Origin of the sequence: Paraburkholderia sp. 22099 (genome assembly GCF_052045835.1) — a bacterium.
GTDB classification, from domain to species: domain Bacteria; phylum Pseudomonadota; class Gammaproteobacteria; order Burkholderiales; family Burkholderiaceae; genus Paraburkholderia; species Paraburkholderia terricola.
Map to the genome: position 1 here is coordinate 44,145 of NZ_JBQEPU010000003.1, position 19,133 is coordinate 63,277.

Genomic DNA, 19,133 nt, shown 5'->3' on the forward strand with positions numbered 1-19,133 from the left:
TCAAAGCGTCAAGCGCCTTCCCTACCATAGTGCGCGATACCGCACATATCGTCGTGCTACCATGTCTTCAACGCTCGCCGTCTCGCGCTGCGCTGCCGGAATGCGCATCGGCGCTTGCGGCATTCGGCTCAGTGAGATGCTGAAGATCTTCCATGTAGAGAGTGAGATATGGGTTTGCTTAATATCATCGGCACGGTCATCTTTCTGGCTGTCGTCGCCCTATCACTGCTGGCCGTCTTCGATGTTCTCTCCCTCAAGCCGGGTTCAAGACGGGGCCGCAATGGTACTCAGAGATCCGACTCGAAAACGCCTTCCCGCTCGCATTTGACGGGCGAAGAAGACCTTGCTGCCGAAAAACCTGCTCGTCGGCGCTGAACGTTTCCGTTCACGCAAAATAGCTGCCGCTTCCCCTCCTTCCCCGCTCCCTCCTTTCCGGCTCGACCGCCCCTCTCCGTTCATATGTGTGATGCCGCACTGTGGTGCATGTGAGCCTGTATCACGCTTGACACACGAAATTAAGCCGTCTCGCAGCGCTTCTTTGTGATCGCGAGCGAGCTTGAACGGCAAGACTTCCGACTTTCGCGCCCTCGCTGGAACAGGCTTGTGCTGTCTGCAAAGGCATGACAAAGACGCCAGCGGAACGGGAAATGCGCGGGAAACGCGCCGAAGCGCAACATTGCCTGCCTTTGCGGGCTGGTATACGAAGGCAAGATCGCCCATGAGCCGCATTCTTCGTTTTCCGATCCTGTTTATCGCGCTGCTTCTGTCGTCGCTGGTGAGCCACGGCGCCTATGTTCAGATGGCTGGCATCCTGCTGCTGTGCGCGTACTGCATAGGCACTCACAGTACGCGTGCGGAGTTGCTCGGACATCGAAACCTCATGCTGGCCGCAGCAGTGCTGGCGATCATTACCGGCTTCTTTCTCTATTACCTCCTCTTTCCCGTGGCGAACGGCGCGCCTGACCTTGAGAAGTCCGCGTTCAACAACTACGCATTCCTCGTCCTGGTCACGCTTTTCGTGCTGTGCTTTCATGCGCTCGTCGTTGCGACGCCCGACGAGCTGAGCGCTTCGCTCGTGGGACTTATCGTTCTCAATACCGTGGTCCAATTCGCGCAGACCGCGTCTCTGATTGCCACGAACACCTACATTGATTTCGTCGAGCCGGTGACCGGCGAGCCGTCGCGTTTTCACAATTACGAGGGTCTTAATCCTGTCTTCGCGTACCGACCGACCGGCCTGTTCATCGAGCCATCCACGTTCGGCGCAGTGATTGCCTCGTTGACGATTGGCTATGTCGTGCTTGGCAAGGTGCGTCAACGCGAAGCGCATTTCTTTCCCGTTTTGCTCGCGATCGTTGCGATGTTGATCACCCAGTCGACAGCGGCCATCGTGCAATGCGCGTTGCTGATATTCGCCATTCTTCTCGTCAAGGGAAAGTCGGCCCGAGTGATGATCATCATTCTGTGCGTCGCTGCGTTATTGGCGGCTCCGTCTTTTTTCGAGGCGTATTTCAACAGCTTTGCGATGAAGATGGACGAGTCCTCCGCAATCCGCCTGGAACTGCTGGACTACATTTATAACGTTCGCACTGGTTGGGACTGGCTCCTTGGCTACGGGCCCTTTACGCTCGAAAGCTCGCTATACCATCTCGCGAAGCCGGGTGGCGGCGTGCACGTAGCGTCACTCAACGACGCCGGACTGATTCAATACTTCGTCGTGCGCTTTGGCGTCCTGGGGCTGATCGTTCCCGCGCTGATGTTCATGAAGATGCGAAAGGACCTGCCGCATGTGCTGTTTTTTGTGGTGATCATGAGTCTGAAGCTCAACTATTCCGAGCCCGCGCTCTTTTTCGGGCTGCTCCCCTTGCTGATGCGCCTGCCGGCGCGCGCCCGCGCACCGCAAGACAGCGAAGCGGAAGTTCGCCTGCCCGTGCATCGAGCGTCGCCGGAACACCTAAGAGGAACATGACGGGGACGCGTGGCGTTTTCGGGCAGCCACGTGTCGAAGAACCGCCGGCTCGCTGATCGTCCACACGCCTCAATGCGTGAAGACGAGAAGATTGATTCAGATTCCGGATTGCAACTCCGCTTGAGGCCTTCATCATGTGTGGCATTGTCGGCGCGGCAGCGCAAAGAAACATCGTTCCTGTCCTGATCGAAGGGCTGCGTCGCCTCGAATATCGCGGCTACGATTCATGCGGCGTGGCCGTACTGGCGAACGGCGAACCGAGACGCGCGCGCAGCGTGGCACGCGTGTCGGACCTCGACGGCAAGGTGCGCAACTCGCATCTCGACGGCGTCACGGGTATCGCGCACACGCGCTGGGCCACGCACGGCGCGCCCGTCACGGACAACGCGCACCCGATCTTCTCGCGCAATGAAATCGCGCTCGTGCACAACGGCATCATCGAGAACTACGAGGTGCTGCGCGAGATGTTGCGCGCCAAGGGCTATGAATTCGCCTCGCAAACCGATACCGAGGTAATCGCGCATCTCGTGCATAGCCTGTATCGCGGCAATCTGTTCGCCGCCGTGCGCGAAGCGACGCAGCACTTGCACGGCGCGTATGCGATCGCGGTGCTGCATAACGACGAGCCGCATACGGTGGTCGGCGCGCGCCGGGGTTCGCCGCTCGTCGTCGGCCTGGGCGAAGGCGAGAACTTTCTCGCATCGGATGCGCTCGCGCTCGAGCACAGCACCGACCGCTTTATCTTCCTCGAAGAGGGCGATGTCTGCGAATTGACGTTCGACGGGGTGCGCATCGTCGATCGCGATGGCGAGCCCGCGGAGCGTGAGACGCGTCACGTGGAAACGTACGGCGGCGCGGTCGAACTCGGCCCATATCGTCACTTCATGCAGAAGGAAATTTTCGAGCAGCCGCGTGCGGTGACGGACACGCTTCCGCAAGCCGACACCTTCGACGCCTCGCTGTTCGGCGACAACGCAGCCGAGGCATTTTCGGAGATCGACAGTCTCCTGATCCTCGCGTGCGGCACCAGCTATTACTCGGGGCTGACGGCGAAGTACTGGCTGGAATCGGTCGCAAAGATCCCGACACAGGTGGAAATTGCCAGCGAGTATCGCTACCGCGAATCCGTGCCGAATCCGAAATCGCTGGTGGTGGTGATCTCGCAGTCGGGCGAAACGGCGGATACGCTGGCGGCGCTCAAGCACGCGCAGTCGCTTGGGCACAAGCACACGCTCGCGATCTGCAACGTCGCGACTAGCGCAATGGTGCGTCAGACCGAACTCGCGTTCCTGACCCACGCGGGGCGCGAAATTGGTGTGGCGTCGACGAAGGCATTCACGACGCAACTGGTCGCGCTGTTCGTGCTGGCCGTGACGCTCGGCAAGATGCGCGGGCATGTGGATGCGGAACATGAAGCGGACTACATCAGGCATTTGCGTCACCTGCCAGCCGCGTTGAACAGCGTGCTGGCGCTCGAGCCGCAGATCATCGCGTGGTCGGAGGAATTTTTGCGCAAGGAGCATGCGTTGTTCCTCGGGCGCGGCTTGCACTATCCGATCGCGCTCGAAGGTGCGCTGAAGCTCAAGGAGATTTCCTATATTCACGCCGAGGCTTATCCGGCTGGCGAGTTGAAGCACGGGCCGCTCGCGCTCGTCACTGAAGCGATGCCGGTGGTGACGGTCGCGCCGAACGACGCGCTGCTGGAAAAGCTGAAGTCGAATATTCAGGAAGTGCGCGCGCGCGGCGGTCAGCTTTATGTATTCGCCGATGCCGATACGAAGATCGTCAACGATGAGGGGCTGCACGTGATCCGCATGCCGGAGCACTATGGCCTGCTGTCGCCGATTCTGCACGTGGTGCCGCTGCAGTTGCTGGCGTATCACACGGCGTGCGCGCGGGGCACGGACGTGGATAAACCGCGGAACCTGGCGAAGTCGGTTACGGTTGAGTGACGGGCGAAGGCGCGTTGGCCGGCCCATTGGGCAGTACCATTAGCCACTCCACCGCGGCTGCCGGGTACTCGTCCGGCCACTCCTTGGTCGGCGATTTCACCGCTTCCCGCATCCGCGACAGCTAGTCTCCAAATGGGTTGTCAGCGTCCTTGACCTCGGTACTGAGGTTGTACTCCGCACGCACGGCCTTGAGCACGTCCTCGATGTCGCGGTCGAAGCCGACTGCGTTGCCGAAATGGGTCATGTTCCAGTTACATCCCGTTTTGTCAGGCTCCTGCAACTGCGGTCGCGGCACGCGAATCTTTACACCGTCCTCGACGATCGCCTGCAGTCGATGGATTCGCCGGTCAACCTCCTGCTGAAGCCTGGAGGCGTTGAGCGTCTTACGTATCATCCGGGTCTCCTTGCTGTCGGTTACGCCAGTCTAGCGCCATGCTCGCCGAAGAGGCGGAATAATGCCGGCGGTCGGGAACCGTGAAGAGAATCCATGTGCGAACACACGCGGTCCGTTGCCCCATCCGTCGGCGCACGTTCAAGGAAATACGCAGACTCGTCGGGAATAACACCGTCCTTGTATCGGTCGTCTTCCCAAAGGAGCCGCCAATGGGTACTGACCTTGTCCGCCCGGCCCTTAGCCGCATGAAATTCGCCTGTTATCGTGGGCGCTCGCGTCCCAGCTACGAGATAGTTAAAGCACCCCTCGTTTCTTTCGCTTTTTGCGCCGAAAGCGATAACCCCTAGTACTTTCTCGCGATGGATTTTTACGGGCTCCCATATGCCATCGACCGGAATTTCCTGCCCCGAGCGCACAATCGGCCCCGTGCCAAGGAGCACTTCTGGCAGGTTGTTCGGGAATACCGGGTACGGGAGTTGGTAAAACTCGTATTTATAGGCGTCTGGGTTCAACAGTCCCCCAGGTGATGTCCAATGTGCAGATAGGTTTGGAACATACGGCACATCGAGAGCAGACTGCTCGCCGTGATACTCGGAAGCACGCATGAGACGATTTAGCGCCTCCACCTTCGGCGGATATGGAGCCTCCTGCTGACCGCGCTCCCAATAACGGGGGTCTGTATAAAAGTAGCTGGTGACAGTATGGTAGTTCGTTATGGCCAACCGAAATGGCTGGCCTTCACGCCACACGAAGCGCCGACCCTTCGCCAACTCTTCCAAACCTTGGTTATACAGACTTAACGTCTCGTAGATGATTGGGAGCAGGTCTGCAGACATCTGCTCCGGGTCGCTCTTTGGCCACATTTTGACGGCGACTTCGTACTCGTTCGCAAAGGTGGCAAACGCGTCGCGCTTCCTTTTCCAGAGCGCATAGCTTGTCAGTCTCTGAAGCAACCAGAAAACTTGACGGCGAGCCAAGTCAACCTGCATGTCGTACTGCTTCATCGTATATGTCACCGTTGCGTCTCTAGATCGGCGCCAGTTCTCACTGCAGCCGTCTTCACACTGTTCGTCTGCGTAACCTTGCTCTGAGCTTCATCGGTCGAGCGGCGAGCCGTCTCCTACGACAACGCCCTCCGTTCCGCAATCCCGTCGAGCACCAAGCCGTTGCGGTCCGTCTTGTCGTCCTTCAGGATAAATCTGCGGCTCACGCTGGTCACTTCATTTTCTCAATTGAGCTGTTGGCGATGTATAAGAGCTTCACGCTCGCCTGACGAGACGCCATGTAACCCAGTGAACACGGCGCTCACCCGAACCGGGCGCGCTGGCGAGAACATCCGGCATGACCTTGCCCTTCGATGCCTCAATGCGGTGATTCTCGAAGTCTTTCGCTTCCCAGGTACCCGTTACCGGGCAAACGTCGCCTGTTCGGACTTCAAGGTCACCTATAGCAGCTTCGCGTGGGGCGTCTTGAATAGGTTGCTTGCTCTCAAGAAAGTATTCGGATTCGTCGGGGCTTGTGCCGTTCTTGTATCGAGTGTCCTCCCAGAGAAGACGCCAGTGCGTACCGGTGCGCTCGGCTTTTGAGGCCGCTTCGTTCCAGCCACCAATGATATTGGGTGCCTTTGTGTCCACCACCAGGTAATTGAAGCAGCCGTCATTTTCTATGCTCTTCACGCCTACCGGGACGATACCGAGAACCTTCTCTCGTTCTATTTTGACGGGCTCCCATATTCCATCGACAGGAACGCGCTGGCCCGAACTGATGATAATGTCTGCCCCCGCCGGGACGGCTGGAAGCACATCCGGAAAGACAGGATACGGAAGCTCATAAAACTGGTACTTATATGCTTCCGGGTTGAGCAGACTTCCCGGGCTGCTGTGACGAGCTATTGCGTGAGGAACAAACGGTACTTCGATGGGTGCATAGTCACCCTCATACTTACCTGCAAGAAGCAACCGTTGGAGTGCTTCAACCTTGTCTGGATAAGGTGCTAACTGGGCGCCCCTCTCCCAGTAGTCGGGATGAGGGTAGAGGAAGCTCATAATAGTGCCGGAATTATCCATCGCCACCTGCAGCGGCTCGCCGGAGCGCCACACGAAGCGATGGCCTTTTCGGAGTTCATCAAGCCCTCTGTTATATAGACTCAGCGTCTCGAAAATTCGAGGTAGCTTATCTGCGTCCATTTGCTCGGGTTGACTTTTCGGCCAAGTCTTGACCGCATTCTCATATGCTGTGGAAAAAGACTCCCACGCATCACGTTTGCGTTGCCATAAAGAATAGCTGGTTAGTCGTTTGAGTAACCAGAAGACTCGGCGTCTCGCCTCATCGTCTCGCATATCGTAGAGTTTCACGGTGTCGCTCACTGCAACTGCTCCTGATTTTCGGCGTTTCCAGTACGCGCGGTAGCTGTGACGCGGCTGTTTGTTACCTTCGTCTGAATTTCGTCGCTGGCAAGCCGACGCGTCCGTACGGTTCCGGAAATATCCTCCGAGAACTTGCTGTACCCATACGCGACGTTCCGCTCGCCCGTTGAGGCACGAGAACCTCTGTGCCGAGCGGCGTATCCAGCTTCAGCAGCCTTTCGGTTTGATTGATGCCTGCGTTGATTGCCGAAACAAGGTCTTGCGCGCCCATCTTTCTGACCCCGGGAAAATCCAAATTTTGAAACGTCCGGAATCATATGATGAACACGAATATCGCACAATACCGCGTGTGCGTCGCGCTCTGACTGACACGCAATTCGACGTTGCGCTTTTCTTTATCGCTTCATACTGCCGCCGTTTCCGGTTGGTCATTAGCCCAAGACCGCTCAATTGAAAACGGGAACAGCCAACACGGATTTGACGGACCAGCACAAAGATCAATCGAATTGCGCTGTTTATCCAAAATGAATAGAAAGAGAAAGGGAATGCTTGCACCGGTTGGGCACTACCGCTGAGGCAGGTACGGGTGTGGTGTTCCTGATGACGAGCGCCTCGGCAATCACAACCCTCCCCCGCACTCACTCGCCCGTGCGGTCTACCTCGGCATGCCGGGCCGAAAGCAGGCTGACGGCGCGCCCCATCATGCCCTGAAGCTTTTTCGCGGCCATCTTTGCCCTGTAGCCCATCAACCCCCACGTGGTCGGCAAAACGAGGAACGATGAAGTCGTGTATGACGCACGCCCGCTCCACGACACCTTGTACGGCTCACTTCCGGGCGTGAAATCGACATCGAGTCCATGCTCGAATGCCCATTTCACGCCTTCGTCCAGAAGAACCGTACCGGGCGATAACTTCGCAAGCTCCATATCGTAGGTGACGGTCAGGAAGTCCACCCTTTTCGCACCCACTGCCACGATCAGGGCTGCAATGGGTCGCTGCTGATGCCAGAGTACGAATACACGCATTACACCGGCTTCGTATGTCCTGTTCAACATCAGATCGCCCCAGAACTTGTCACTGGATTCGGAAAAGACCCACTGACTGTCGATGTCCTTGACGTGCGCCCACTCGCGCTTATGGGAGACGAGCCAGTTCACCACGGAGGAGGTCCGGGCGTCGTTCCGATCGAGTACTTCGAGGTTGAAATCAATATGCTTGGCAAGCTTTCGCTTCAGATAGTCCGGGTGTTTACTCCGTCCCGGCCGCGAGCGGCAAAACGCCTCCCAATCTTCCAGGCCGCGCAGCGACGCATAGTATGTCGGCTCGATCTGTGTTCGACGGGTCGCGGCGTACGTCGTCGCGCATCGGCATAGCAGCGAGCTCGAACGGACGCGCCACAACTCCACGATATCCGCACCCGTCGACTTGAGCGCCGCATCCCACGCTGACTTCACGAGTGGCTCGCTGCCGCATTCCGGCGCAACGAGGATGTCACTGGGCGAGCGGTTCCGCGGCGCGAGCGGCGCGGCATACTTCCAGACACTATTCCAGTAGGTAACAAGCGGCCACACGAAAACAAGGCGGCCGTTTTGCCGTCCAGTGACGCAGTGAAGCTTCCGTCGCGAACCCTTTTCCTCGGCGATCAGGCTGGCGTGGCAAAAAGCAAAGGATTGGAAAAACTGCCCGTCGGCAAGACGCCAGAGATCGTCCCACTCGCGTTGAAGCGCACGAAAGCGCTCGATATCGTCGACGACGTCAAACGATATGGCGTCCGCCGCCATCGTATTTTGGCGATGCGTGTGAAAGAAAGAATGAGCCGCGCTCTGTATTTTTGTTCGCGCAGTAAGGTCCATTTTGGCTCCGGTCAGTGGTTCCTGGATCGCCTCTGCATTCGTCCCCGGCAAGGGGCGAAAGACTGCTTGCGCGAAGCAGGCCGTGACTTGTGATTGCACGGTTATCAACTATCAGGCAACTAGCAACGATCAAGCGATACGTGCGTCGTGTGCGTCGACCCCGGACGCGCAACAGCATGACGAACCGCTTGCCGATGTCTTCGAGGTCGATCATCTCCTGTTGCCGTCGTTCGTTGTGCGGCGTACCGCACAACGTGGCGATGAAAGTGCTGATCGCGTTCGCGCGGCATGCCGGCGACGGTCGCTCAAGACCGGCATCGTCGGCGGACAACCGCGCCAGGGATTGCCCGTACGGATCACCAACCTGTCCACCTGTTTGCGCAAATATGTCGTGATTCGACTGCAGGATGGCGTTTTCTCGCGCTATGCAGCGCGTCGCGCCGGCAAGGCACGGTGTTACGCTGAAGAAAGCAGCCTTCGCGGTCATGAGCCGCCGTTCAGCGGCAGAATCGACAGCCATCAGAACACGCCGCGAAGCGCGATTGCCTGCGAACGGCGAAACATCGCTGCGGGAGCGACTGCGATGAGAATCAGAACATATACCGTACTGACGATAATGGTGTTCAGCAGTGGCGCCTTCGGGTGGCAACCGCTCACCTATCCGATCCGAAGTCAGAGCGCGTACCAGCGCAGCGTCGACAACGCACTATGCTTCGCGGCGGCGAACAGGCAGACCAAGGTCAACATCGCTCGCGAACCGCAGATTCCGCCGCGCAAACCGCCCGCCGCCAAGTCCTCGTCGACCGGCGCGCCATCGCGGCCGCCGTTGCCTTCCAGCAGCTTTTCGTCCTCGCCGATGGGCGCGAGCATGCCGTCCGCCGCGAGCGCGGCAACGGCAACACCGGCTTCGACCACCAGGGCGGCGAGCGCCACCACCGCAAGCGCCCCGGCGACGAGCGCCGCGGCCGACGCGAACGACGGCGCCTCGGAGACAACCGCGGCCAGCGCGCCGCCAACGACTGCGGCGTCCAACGTGAAACTGCCGCCGCTGCCGGCACCGGAACCGCCGATGACACAGTATTGGGCCGCGTACGGCGCGTGCATGCAAGCTCGGGGTTACGTCGTTGCGCAGTGACCTCGCAGTAGCCCGACATGCAAGCCTCGTTGCGGTGCCTTGTTCTCTAGTTGCGGCGCCGCTCTTCGACGCCCGTTTGCGACACGGCAATGCTTAGCGACATGACTTCCGATCAACGCGATTCTCGCCAATGCGGACACTGCGGTGCACCGCTAGCCGGGCGTTTCACACGTTGCCCTTCGTGCCACGCGCGCGCGGCCGACACGCTCGACTCGCTCGACTCGCTCGACACGCGCTTTGCGCCGCCACGCTCCCTGAACGTTCCGCTGCACGATAGCTCGCCGATCGTGACCACCCCGCTGCCGGCGCGCGGCATCTGGCGTCCCGCGTCGCGCGCGCTGGTCGATCCGTACGACATCGCGGAAGAACCCGTCGTCGCGTTGTCCGCGTATCAGAGACTGCGCCAGCCCGTTGCGATCAGCGCCTCGGCGCTGGTGGTGGCGTCCGCGGTGTACCTGGGTTTCATCCACGGCGACGATTCGAGCGTCGGAACGCCAGTCGTCGTGTCCGGCAAGGTGACGACGCAAGCCGCCAAAGCGCCGATTGCCGCTGCCCGGCCGGCCGTCGTCATCGCCCAGCAGCCCGCGGCCGCGCGCGCGGTGCCCATGCGGCCGCCGCCGGTTTCGCCGCAGGTCGCGTCACCATCGCCGCCACCACCGCCGCCCGCGCGCCGCGTCATCGCCGCCGCGCCCGCCGCGCCCGCGATAGCCGCCGTGCCGCCGCCCCAGCGCACGCCCAACACGAAAACGAACGATCAACCGGATAAACCCCGCACGGATGTGTCGAGACATCTCAAGGCCGCGCGCGCGAGTCTGGAACAGAACAATCTATCGGCGACGAAAGCGCGCCTCGCGGCGGCCGTCGCCGCACAGCCGGCCAACCGCGACGCCCTGAACCTGCGCACGGCAGTGAACACACGCGAGCAGCAGCGCGACGCGCTCCTGAATCTCGCGCGCGCCTGCGGCTATGTCTCGCGATGGGCATGCATGTGGCGCAACGCCAGCAACGCGCTGCAAGTCGACTCCAGCAGCAAGGAAGCGCAGCGGCTCGCCACGCTCGCGATGCACGAGTCCGCGTTCGAGAACACGCCGCCCGCCGAGCCCGCAGCGGAGCCCACGCCGGAGATTCGCTCCCCGAGCAACCATCATTGACGGCATGCGGCATCGAGCGATGGGTATTGCACGGCTTGGCTCGTCACTCATCGCGCCGCCGAAAGACCATGCGGCCGCACTCACGCGTGATGCGCGCTAACGGGCCGAGACGGCGGCGAGACACACCTGTTGCGCGATCGCCCGGTAGCGGGCAGCGGTATCCCTGAGCGTCAGGCCGACGAGCGAACGCTGCGCTCGCGCTTGCCCCAATGCCGCGATGACCGCATTGGCATAGCACTGCACGTCGTCGGTATCGACCAGTTGCACGCCCGGAAAGCCGTTCGCGAAGGCAAACGACGGAATCCGGCTCGCGACGATCGGCACGCCGGAAGCGAGCGCCTCGAGAAACGCCACGCTATGCGCCTCGGAGCGCGACGGCATGACGAACACGTTCGACTCCGACAACACGGTGGCGATATCGGTGCGCGGGCCCGCCACCACGACACGTTCGGCCACGCCCAGTTGTTTCGCCAGTTCGATCACCGCGCGCTGATAGTCCGGGTCCTCGACGACGCCGTACAACACGAGGCGCGCGTCGTCCACCCGTTTGAGCACTTCGCTGAAGGCCCGCACGGTGAGAAGCTGATTCTTCACCGACGCATAGCGGCCGATCTGCACGATCTGCGGCGCGCGTCCGCCACTTTCCACGCCGTCGGTAAAGGCAAAGCGCGCGAGGTCCACGCCGTTCGGCACCACCGTCATCGCGGGATGCGGCCCGATCGCCTGCACGTAGTCGGTCAGGCCTTGCTGCGAGACGCCGATCACCACCCGCGCGCGTCCCGACAGCACATGCTCGATGCGCCGGAACAACGGGCGCTCGAAGTCGTTGGTCGCCGAGTGCATGACGTAGACGACCGGCACGCGCAACGGCAACGCGCGGGCGTAAAACGACGGAATGGTGGCATGCGCGAAGATCACATCAGGACGAAAGCGCCGCACCGCGACCAGCAGATTCCACAGCTTGCGAGCCGCGCGATGACGCCGCGCCGGGAACCAGCACTGCACGCCGTGACCCTCCAGTTCGTTCTGCAAGGGCACGAAGTCGGCGTGCACGGGCACGAGCGAGGCCACGCATACCGCCATGCCGTCCGCGCATTGATCGATGGCGAGATCCTTCGCGAGCACTTCGGCGCCCGACAGGCGCGGCGCCAGAACCAGATGAAAGACACGCATCACGAAGTCCTTGCAGTCAGCGTCCTGAACAGCATCCAGGCCGCGGCACAGCCGAGGCCCAGCGTCATCGACCAGGCAATGCCCGTGACGCCCCACCAATGAACCGCGGGCGGCGCGCTCGCCAGCAGCACGACCACCTGGATCGCCGAGGCATGCACGGTCGCCTTCGCGTCGCCCACCGCGCGCAGATAAGCGACCAGCACGGCGATCAGCGCGCCGATCGCCATGTTGATCACCAGGATCCTGAAGAGCGGCACCGCGGGCAGCCACGCCGCGCCGAGCAGCAGCGAGAAGAGCGGCTCGGCGACCAGCCGCAGCCCCTCGACGAACACCGCGAGGCCGACCGCGACCGCCAGCAGATAGACCTTGATGAGCCGCGCGGCACCCTGCGGATTCCTGCGATGATGCGCCGCGAAAGTAGGAAACAGGTATTGCGACATGGCGATCGCGGCGTCGGCGAGCAGCATCTGCGCGAGCCGCGACGACATCTGATAGCTGCCCAGTTGCGCCGGGCCGAGCAGCTTGCCGACCACCACCTTGTCGAACTGGTTGAGCAGCAGATTGATCACGCTGCTCGCCCAGATCCAGCGGCTGAAGCCGACATACTGGCCGATGCCCGACCACACCATGCGTAGCGGCGGACGCGGCGTCATCGTCAGCCAGGTCAGCGCGCTTTTCAGGGTTTCGCCGGCGACCAGGCCGAGCAGCACCGAAACCGCGCCCACGCCGCCATAGGCGAGCGCGAGGCCGACCGAGCAATCGACGAAGGCGGCCGCCACTTCCACACCCGCGATATGCTGGAAGCGCCGCTCGCGCTGCACGACGTAGTAAGTGGGCGACGCGAGACCGCGCAACAAGGGCAGCAGCGCCGCGAGTTGCAGCAGCACGAGTGAACCGTCGAGATGGAACTGGCTGTTCAGCAACGGCGCGAGCGCGACCAGCAGCAACGAAATGAGCACGCCGCGCGCGGTCAGCGTCGTCCATACCGCGCTGAGTTGCGAGCGCGTCGGCGCGTGTTCGCCCTGAATGACCGCTTGCGCGAGGCCGGTATCCGACAGCGCCTCGGCAATCGCCACCGCGAGCAGGGCCACGCTCACGCTGCCGATCGCTTCCGGTCCGAGCATCCGGCCGATCGCGAGGAATTTGACGGCCACCAGGCCGCGCACGGCGAACTGCTGCAGCAGCACCCACGTCGCCGCACTCGCGCCGAAGCTGCCCGCTACCGAGAACGCCGGAAGCCTGTTCGCCCGCAAGCTGTCTCTCCGTCGAATCGACACGCCGTTGGATCGGTCCGCGCGCAGCGATTCCACGCATCGCTGCGCACGCCGCCGGCGCATGGTTAGTTAGGTCGCGCCAGTAAGCTGGCGAATTTTTCATTGCACTGCATGCACGACCTTACCGCGAGACAATCGGCGACAACCGCCATCAGCTAGCGCGGTTCAGCCGAAGCCGTCGCGCTCCGGTACGTTGACGCACAAAGCGGGTCAAATTGACTGGGTCCGCGCGTGCCGGCGATGCTAACGTTGTTGCGCCAGCGCCGCGAGACAGCCGGCGTCCGGGCATTTTTTCCACACGCACACGGCCTACCGAACGATGGAACAAGACTACGTCCTGATTGTCGAGCCCAATCTCACCGGCCATCGGTGGCGCTATGTCGAGTGGACCATGCAGGCTTGCGAGGAGGCCGGCTATCCGTGCCTTCTCGTGACCGTGTGCGCCAACGAGGATCACCGGCTCGCGAGGCAGATCAGGGCCGCCAACCGTCCCGATCAGCAGATCGCCTTCGTCGATCCCGAAGCGCCGCGCCGCGGGCGTCCGTTCGAACGTAACCAGTACTGGCGCTTTCACCGCTACTTCAAGCGCGTGCATACAATCATCAGCCGCATGCAGAAGATCCGGCTCGTGGTCGTGCCGTATGTCGACTACTTTTTCCATGCGTTGCCGTTTCTCGGCTCGCCGTTCGGCCAGACGCCCTGGATCGGCATCACGATGCGCGCGACGTTCCATCATCACGAGGTCGGCATCAAGGCGCCCGATCGCCCGCTCGTCAATGCGCTCAAGGCGCGGCTCTTCAAGCGCGCGGTGCGCTGCACCGGACTGCGCACGCTGCTGACCATCGATCCCACCTTGCCGGAATGGGCGGCGCGCCATTCGCTGGCCGGCGCGACGGTCGCCTACGTCGCCGACCCGTTTCCCGACGAGCGCGCGGAGAACCCGGTGCTCGCTCGCGAGCGGCTCGGACTGGACCCCGCGCAACGCTATCTGCTGGTGTACGGCGCGATCACCGAACGCAAGGGCATTTACGAACTGGTGCATGCGCTGACGCGTCTCGAACATGCGCCCACGCTGATCGTCGCCGGCGAGCAGGACGCGGGCACGCGCCACTTCATGCGCAATCACGTGCGCAGCCTCACGCCGCCGCCGCTGGTGCTCGACGCCTTCATCTCGAACGACGTCGAACGCGATCTGTTCTCGGCGTGCGACGCGGTGTGGCTCGGCTACAAGGGGCACTACGGGATGAGCGGCGTGCTGGTGCAGGCCTACCGCTTCGGCAAGCCGGTCATCGCCACGGAAGACGGCTTGATCGGCTGGTTCAGCCGGCGCTGCGAACTGGGACCGATCCTGAGCGATCTCAGCTCCGCGTCGATCGGCCGCGCGATCACCGAGACGCTGACCTCGTGGCCGCATGCGCGCGAGGCCGTTGCGTCCGCGCGGGAGGATCTGCTGTCACGGCATACGCTGGGGCAATTCAAGCAGACCCTGCTGCAACAGATGGCGTGATCGCACAGCGGGCGGGGCGGCAAAGGCGGCGTTGCCCGGCGCGTGGTCAGTCGAAGCGTCCAAGCCGCGCGGCGGTCGGCGCGCTAGCGCAGCCGGCCGCGCCGCCACCCACCGCCGTCGACTCAAGACAACTGCCCACCGGCCACGGGCACTTCCTCGCGCACCGAACTGTTGCGTTTTTCCGGGAACAGCGCGTTGCGCATCATCAGGAACGGATACTCGATCGCGCGCGTGGTCACATAGCCGATCGCGATCGCCAGCGCGAACTGGAACGTGAGCGCCACGATCCAGATCAGGCTCGGTGCGAGGCCGAGTGCGCTCACCTTGCGAATCAGCATGTCGCCGGGCGCGAGCGCCAGCGAATGCCACAGGTAAATGCCGTAGGAATAGAGGCCGATCCAGGCGACCCCGCGATAGAGCCACGACGAACGCAGCGACCCGGAATACTCCAGCACGAATACGATCAACGCGGCGAACCCGATCGCCTGGATCGTGTAGCCGATGCTTTCGTCGAGCGCCAGGTTCTTCGTCGCGAACGCGAGCCATGCGCACAGCAGCACGATGCTTGCGATCAGCAGCCATTTGCGTTTCGCGAGTTGATGGTAGACGCCCGGCTTCATCCAGTAGATCGCGGAGAGAATCACGCCCACCAGCAGACTGTCGATCCGATATTGCGTGTACGCGAAGGCGCCTTCGAGATTGCCGTCCGCGACCGCGAAGCAGCGCGCGGTGAGCACCACCGCGCAAATGCCGGTGAGCACGCCGACGATCGTCCATGCGCCGAGCCGCCAGCGCGCGAACAGCAACAGCAACGCGGGCAGCACGAGATAAAAGTGTTCCTCCACCGCGAGACTCCACGTCTGCGTGATCGACGTCCCCAGGTAGTTCTGCAAGTGCGCGAGGTTCTGGAACAGGAACGTGTTCCACGGATGCCGCCCGACCAGCAGATGAAACGCGAGCAGCACGTAATACGCGGGCCAGATGCGGAAAATCCGCCGGATGATGAAGCGCCGCGCGTCGACGTGACCGGTCTCTGCGTACTGTCGAAGCAGCAGGCCGCCCACCAGAAAACCGCTGAGCGTGAAGAACAGGTTCACGCCTTCGCGCCCGAAGTTCTTCAACGGATATTCGATGATCTGAATCAGGACATTGCCGGTCTGCACCGCATGAAAGTGATAGCCCATCACCGCGATGATCGCGATGCCGCGAACGAAGTCGAGTTCGATCGATCGCCCTGCTTTTGAAGGCCCCGCCCCGCCGAATAATTTCATCTTGTTCTCTCCTCTCGCCTGTCGCGGGCGCATGTCCCTTTCTGCATCTTCGGTGGCGCTAGCCGTGCGTGCGCGCCAACATCAAGGCATTGACCGACAAGATCGGAAAGCGTGCGCGGGTCTTGCAGAGCGCGCCCTTGCCACTGTCGCCAGAACCCAGGCAATGGGCGACGAAACCGGCCACCCCAATTGGCAGGCGGGGATATTCCCGCACAATGAACCGATGTGAGACCGTTAGCAGCAGACCGACGGCGAATCGACGGCGACGGGGAGGAATCAAGCAATGCGCCATCAGTACGCAACGCCCTGGATATGGTTTTTCGTCTTACCGCTTGCGCTGGACTACAAGGCCACCGATGCGAACACGGGCCACTTCGCCCAGTTCGTCTTCGTTCTGCCCGCGATCGCCGCGGGCCTCGCCCTCGCATTGATCGCGCCGCGCTTTCACGAGCGCTCGCGGCTGCGCTCGGCCGTCACCGCGAGCGTGCTGCTCTGCGTGCTCGGCAGCGTCGTCGCTCAACTGGTTCAGGACAACGACACCGGCAACTACCTGCGCGTGCTGCTGCCGTTCGGGCTCTTCATGCTCGGCTACCTCGTCGCGTGCCGCCCGTGGAGCGAGTTCAGAATCGCGCAGTTCGAGAAAGCCGTGTTCGTCGCGAACGTGGTCAGCCTCGCCTTCACCTTCGGCTACGGCATGGCGACCGGCGGCGGCCTCGAGGACGTGCGCTATCGCATCATCTCCGTCACGCTGCTCGGCTTGCAAGGCGTGCTGCTGCATGAATTCGTCGTCGCGCGGCGCTTCAGTTTCGTCACGGTCGCGGTGTTCGCCACGAGCATCGTCATCGAATTGCTGAGCGTGACCCGCAGTCTGCTGGTCGGCACCGCGCTGCTGTTCGTGATCGCGATGGCGCTGAGCGCGCCGTCGATTCGGCAGATCTGGCGCGCGGTCGGCCGCAGCATGGTGGCGGGCGTGCTGCTGGCCGGCGTGGCCGGCATCGCGGTACTGAGCATGCCGACCGTGGCGGAACATTGGGCTCAGCGCATTTTCGCCTCCAAGGAAACCGTCTCCGGCAAGGACCCCACCACCATCACCCGTCTCGCCGAAATGCGCGACCAGTTCGACCAGGTGACGGCCTCGCCGGAAACGCTGCTGTTCGGCGAAGGCTACGGCCACTACTACCGCTACTCGCCCGCCTACCTGCCGGACCTCGCCGGCCAGATGAGCGAGAAAGACTTTTACGCGATCAACGAATGGGCCGCGGGCCATAACTTCTGGGTCTATCAATTCTTCGCGGGCGGGCTGCTGTTCGGCATCGGCATGCCGCTGGCGTCGCTCGCCGCGCTCGTGATCTGCTTCCTGTCGTATCGCTACTGGCGCTCGGTCGTGCCGGACGCGCCGATGCTGCCGGTGCTCGGACGCGCCATCATGCTGTTCGCCGCGTTGCCCGCGACGTCGATCGGCGGCAATCCGCTCGGGCCGCGTTTTTCCGGGCTGATCTTCGGCATCGGCCTGGGCTTGATGATCGCCACGCACGCGCGCCTGCAACGCGCGCTGCCGGCGCGCGCGAAACGCGTGCGCAAGCCGCCGCAGATGCGCCTCGCCACGCCGCCTGACTTGCCCGGACGAATCCAACCCGGCATGGGCCGCGCCGATCTCGCGACCACGCTCGGCGTATCGCGTTCGACAGCGCATGGCGCGAGCGAATTCGGCGCGCTGGTGTCGCGCACGTCGCCCACGCAACGCTCCAACCGACCGACTATCGCCCGATGAAAATTCTCCACCTGCTTGCAAGCGTCGATCCACGCGCCGGCGGTCCGGTTGAAGGCGTTCGCCGCAGCGGCATGGCGATGCGCGACGCCGGACACGAGATCGAAGTCGCCACCTGCGATGCGCCCGGCGACGCCTACCTCGCGGCGTTTCCGTTTCCGGTGCACGTGTTCGGCCCGACCCGCAACCGCTACAGCTATTGCGAGCGGCTCGCGCCGTGGCTCGCCGCGAACGCTGGCCGCTTCGACGCGGTCATCGTGCACGGCTTGTGGCAGTACCACGGCCTCGCCGCCTGGAAGGCCCTGCGCAAAAGCGAGGTGCCGTATTACGTGTACGCGCACGGCATGCTCGATCCGTGGTTCAAGGAAGCGTATCCGCTCAAGCATCTGAAGAAGTGGCTGTACTGGCCGTGGGCCGAGTACCGCGTGCTGCGCGACGCGCGCGCCGTCATCTTCACGACGGAAGAAGAGCGCACGCGGGCGCGCCAATCGTTCTGGCTGTATCGCGCGCGTGAACGGATCGTGCCGTTCGGCACCACCGTGCCGGCACTCGACCCGCAGCCGCTGCGCGAAGCCTTCCTCACCGCTGTGCCCGGCCTGCGCGGCAAGCGCATCGTCCTGTTTCTCGGCCGCGTGCATGCGAAGAAAGGCTGCGATCTGCTGATCGACGCGTTCGCGCGCATCGCCAGCCGCGATCAGGCCTTGCACCTCGTGATCGCCGGGCCGGACGAAACCGGCTGGGTCGCGACGCTGCGCGCCCAGGCCGAGGCGGCGGGCATCGCGCAGCGCGTGAGTCTTCCCGGCATGCTGCAAGGCGATCTGAAGTGGGGCGCTTTTCACGCAAGCGACGTGTTCGCGCTGCCGTCGCATCAGGAGAACTTCGGCGTGGCGGTGGCGGAGGCGCTCGGCTGCGGACTGCCGGCGCTGATCTCCGACAAGGTCAACGTATGGCGCGAAATCGAGGCGGACGGCGCCGGCATGGTCGCCGCCGACACGGCGGCGGGAACGGAAAAGAATCTGCTGCGCTGGCTCGAACTCGACGACGCGGCGCGCGAGGCCATGCGCGCCCAGGCGGTCCGCACGTTCAATGCGCGCTTCAGGATCGAAACGATGGTCAGCGCGTTGACCGCCCTGCTCGAAACCCGCGGCGGCCCCGAGGACGTGCGCGACAACCCGCTCGCCGCGCTGCACGAAGCCACGCAGCCGAGCCGCTAATCCGCTAATTCACGCGAGCTTGCCTCGCCTCATCGAATCTCGCAGCAGTCCCCCGGAAACGTTGATGGCGCGTCAATGACGCGCCATCAACGGCTTCCTTCGCGCC

The 19,133-nt window shown here is 62.6% G+C and carries 16 protein-coding genes; 8 read left to right on the forward strand and 8 right to left on the reverse strand.

Going from position 1 to position 19,133, the window contains the following annotated elements:
* Window positions 1-168 precede the first annotated feature (168 nt).
* From ACTJLC_RS04215 to glmS, 3 genes are all read left to right on the forward strand, one after another.
* Window positions 169-375 (forward strand): hypothetical protein, encoded by a 207-nt coding sequence (locus ACTJLC_RS04215; RefSeq protein ID WP_310130376.1) that lies wholly within the window; start codon window positions 169-171, stop codon window positions 373-375.
* Window positions 376-556: 181 nt separating this feature from the next.
* Window positions 557-1,969 (forward strand): hypothetical protein, encoded by a 1,413-nt coding sequence (locus ACTJLC_RS04220; protein WP_310130379.1) that lies wholly within the window; start codon window positions 557-559, stop codon window positions 1,967-1,969.
* Window positions 1,970-2,103: 134 nt separating this feature from the next.
* A complete protein-coding gene (glmS, locus tag ACTJLC_RS04225) occupies window positions 2,104-3,921 on the forward strand; it encodes a glutamine--fructose-6-phosphate transaminase (isomerizing) (protein WP_310130381.1) in 1,818 nt (605 codons plus the stop codon).
* A gap of 121 nt (window positions 3,922-4,042) precedes the next feature.
* On the opposite strand, the gene ACTJLC_RS04230 is transcribed toward glmS, so the two are convergent.
* The 5 genes from ACTJLC_RS04230 to ACTJLC_RS04250 form a co-directional block, all read right to left on the reverse strand.
* On the reverse strand, window positions 4,043-4,315 hold the full coding sequence (locus ACTJLC_RS04230) for a hypothetical protein (protein WP_083085040.1): 273 nt from the start codon (window positions 4,313-4,315) through the stop codon (window positions 4,043-4,045).
* A 20-nt stretch (window positions 4,316-4,335) separates the two neighbouring features.
* Window positions 4,336-5,319 carry an Imm72 family immunity protein gene (locus ACTJLC_RS04235; protein WP_310130384.1) on the reverse strand — a complete coding sequence of 328 codons (984 nt, stop codon included), beginning with the start codon at window positions 5,317-5,319 and terminating at the stop codon, window positions 4,336-4,338.
* Between the two features lie 255 nt (window positions 5,320-5,574).
* Window positions 5,575-6,681, reverse strand: coding sequence for an Imm72 family immunity protein (locus ACTJLC_RS04240; protein ID WP_310130387.1), 1,107 nt, complete (start codon window positions 6,679-6,681; stop codon window positions 5,575-5,577).
* A 638-nt stretch (window positions 6,682-7,319) separates the two neighbouring features.
* Complete coding sequence (locus tag ACTJLC_RS04245) at window positions 7,320-8,462, reverse strand: GNAT family N-acetyltransferase (protein WP_310130390.1); 1,143 nt, start codon at window positions 8,460-8,462, stop codon at window positions 7,320-7,322.
* Window positions 8,437-9,021, reverse strand: a complete 585-nt coding sequence (locus ACTJLC_RS04250) for a hypothetical protein (protein WP_310130393.1) — start codon at window positions 9,019-9,021, stop codon at window positions 8,437-8,439. The genes ACTJLC_RS04245 and ACTJLC_RS04250 overlap by 26 nt, the downstream gene beginning before the upstream one ends.
* 96 nt (window positions 9,022-9,117) lie before the next feature.
* Here ACTJLC_RS04250 and ACTJLC_RS04255 point away from each other — a divergent pair, with 96 nt between their 5' ends.
* Together ACTJLC_RS04255 and ACTJLC_RS04260 are read left to right on the forward strand one after the other, a co-directional pair.
* Window positions 9,118-9,669, forward strand: coding sequence for a hypothetical protein (locus tag ACTJLC_RS04255; protein ID WP_073428292.1), 552 nt, complete (start codon window positions 9,118-9,120; stop codon window positions 9,667-9,669).
* Between the two features lie 101 nt (window positions 9,670-9,770).
* Window positions 9,771-10,820 (forward strand): zinc ribbon domain-containing protein, encoded by a 1,050-nt coding sequence (locus ACTJLC_RS04260; protein ID WP_310130398.1) that lies wholly within the window; start codon window positions 9,771-9,773, stop codon window positions 10,818-10,820.
* 96 nt (window positions 10,821-10,916) lie between these two features.
* Here ACTJLC_RS04260 and ACTJLC_RS04265 read toward each other — a convergent pair whose 3' ends face one another.
* Both ACTJLC_RS04265 and ACTJLC_RS04270 read right to left on the reverse strand, forming a co-directional pair.
* Entirely contained in the window at window positions 10,917-11,993 is a 1,077-nt protein-coding gene (locus tag ACTJLC_RS04265) for a glycosyltransferase family 4 protein (protein ID WP_310130401.1), read from the reverse strand.
* Window positions 11,993-13,246, reverse strand: a complete 1,254-nt coding sequence (locus ACTJLC_RS04270) for an oligosaccharide flippase family protein (RefSeq protein ID WP_310130403.1) — start codon at window positions 13,244-13,246, stop codon at window positions 11,993-11,995. Before ACTJLC_RS04270 ends, ACTJLC_RS04265 begins: the two co-directional genes overlap by 1 nt.
* Before the next feature lie 340 nt (window positions 13,247-13,586).
* On the opposite strand from ACTJLC_RS04270, the gene ACTJLC_RS04275 reads away from it, so the two are divergent.
* Window positions 13,587-14,774, forward strand: coding sequence for a glycosyltransferase (locus ACTJLC_RS04275; RefSeq protein ID WP_073428134.1), 1,188 nt, complete (start codon window positions 13,587-13,589; stop codon window positions 14,772-14,774).
* A 122-nt stretch (window positions 14,775-14,896) separates the two neighbouring features.
* Here ACTJLC_RS04275 and ACTJLC_RS04280 read toward each other — a convergent pair whose 3' ends face one another.
* Complete coding sequence (locus ACTJLC_RS04280; protein WP_083084474.1) at window positions 14,897-16,045, reverse strand: acyltransferase family protein; 1,149 nt, start codon at window positions 16,043-16,045, stop codon at window positions 14,897-14,899.
* Between the two features lie 283 nt (window positions 16,046-16,328).
* Between ACTJLC_RS04280 and ACTJLC_RS04285 the strand changes: the two genes are divergently transcribed.
* Both ACTJLC_RS04285 and ACTJLC_RS04290 read left to right on the forward strand, forming a co-directional pair.
* Window positions 16,329-17,816 carry a hypothetical protein gene (locus ACTJLC_RS04285; RefSeq protein ID WP_310130407.1) on the forward strand — a complete coding sequence of 496 codons (1,488 nt, stop codon included), beginning with the start codon at window positions 16,329-16,331 and terminating at the stop codon, window positions 17,814-17,816.
* Window positions 17,813-19,027, forward strand: a complete 1,215-nt coding sequence (locus ACTJLC_RS04290; protein WP_310130410.1) for a glycosyltransferase — start codon at window positions 17,813-17,815, stop codon at window positions 19,025-19,027. Before ACTJLC_RS04285 ends, ACTJLC_RS04290 begins: the two co-directional genes overlap by 4 nt.
* Window positions 19,028-19,133 lie beyond the last annotated feature (106 nt).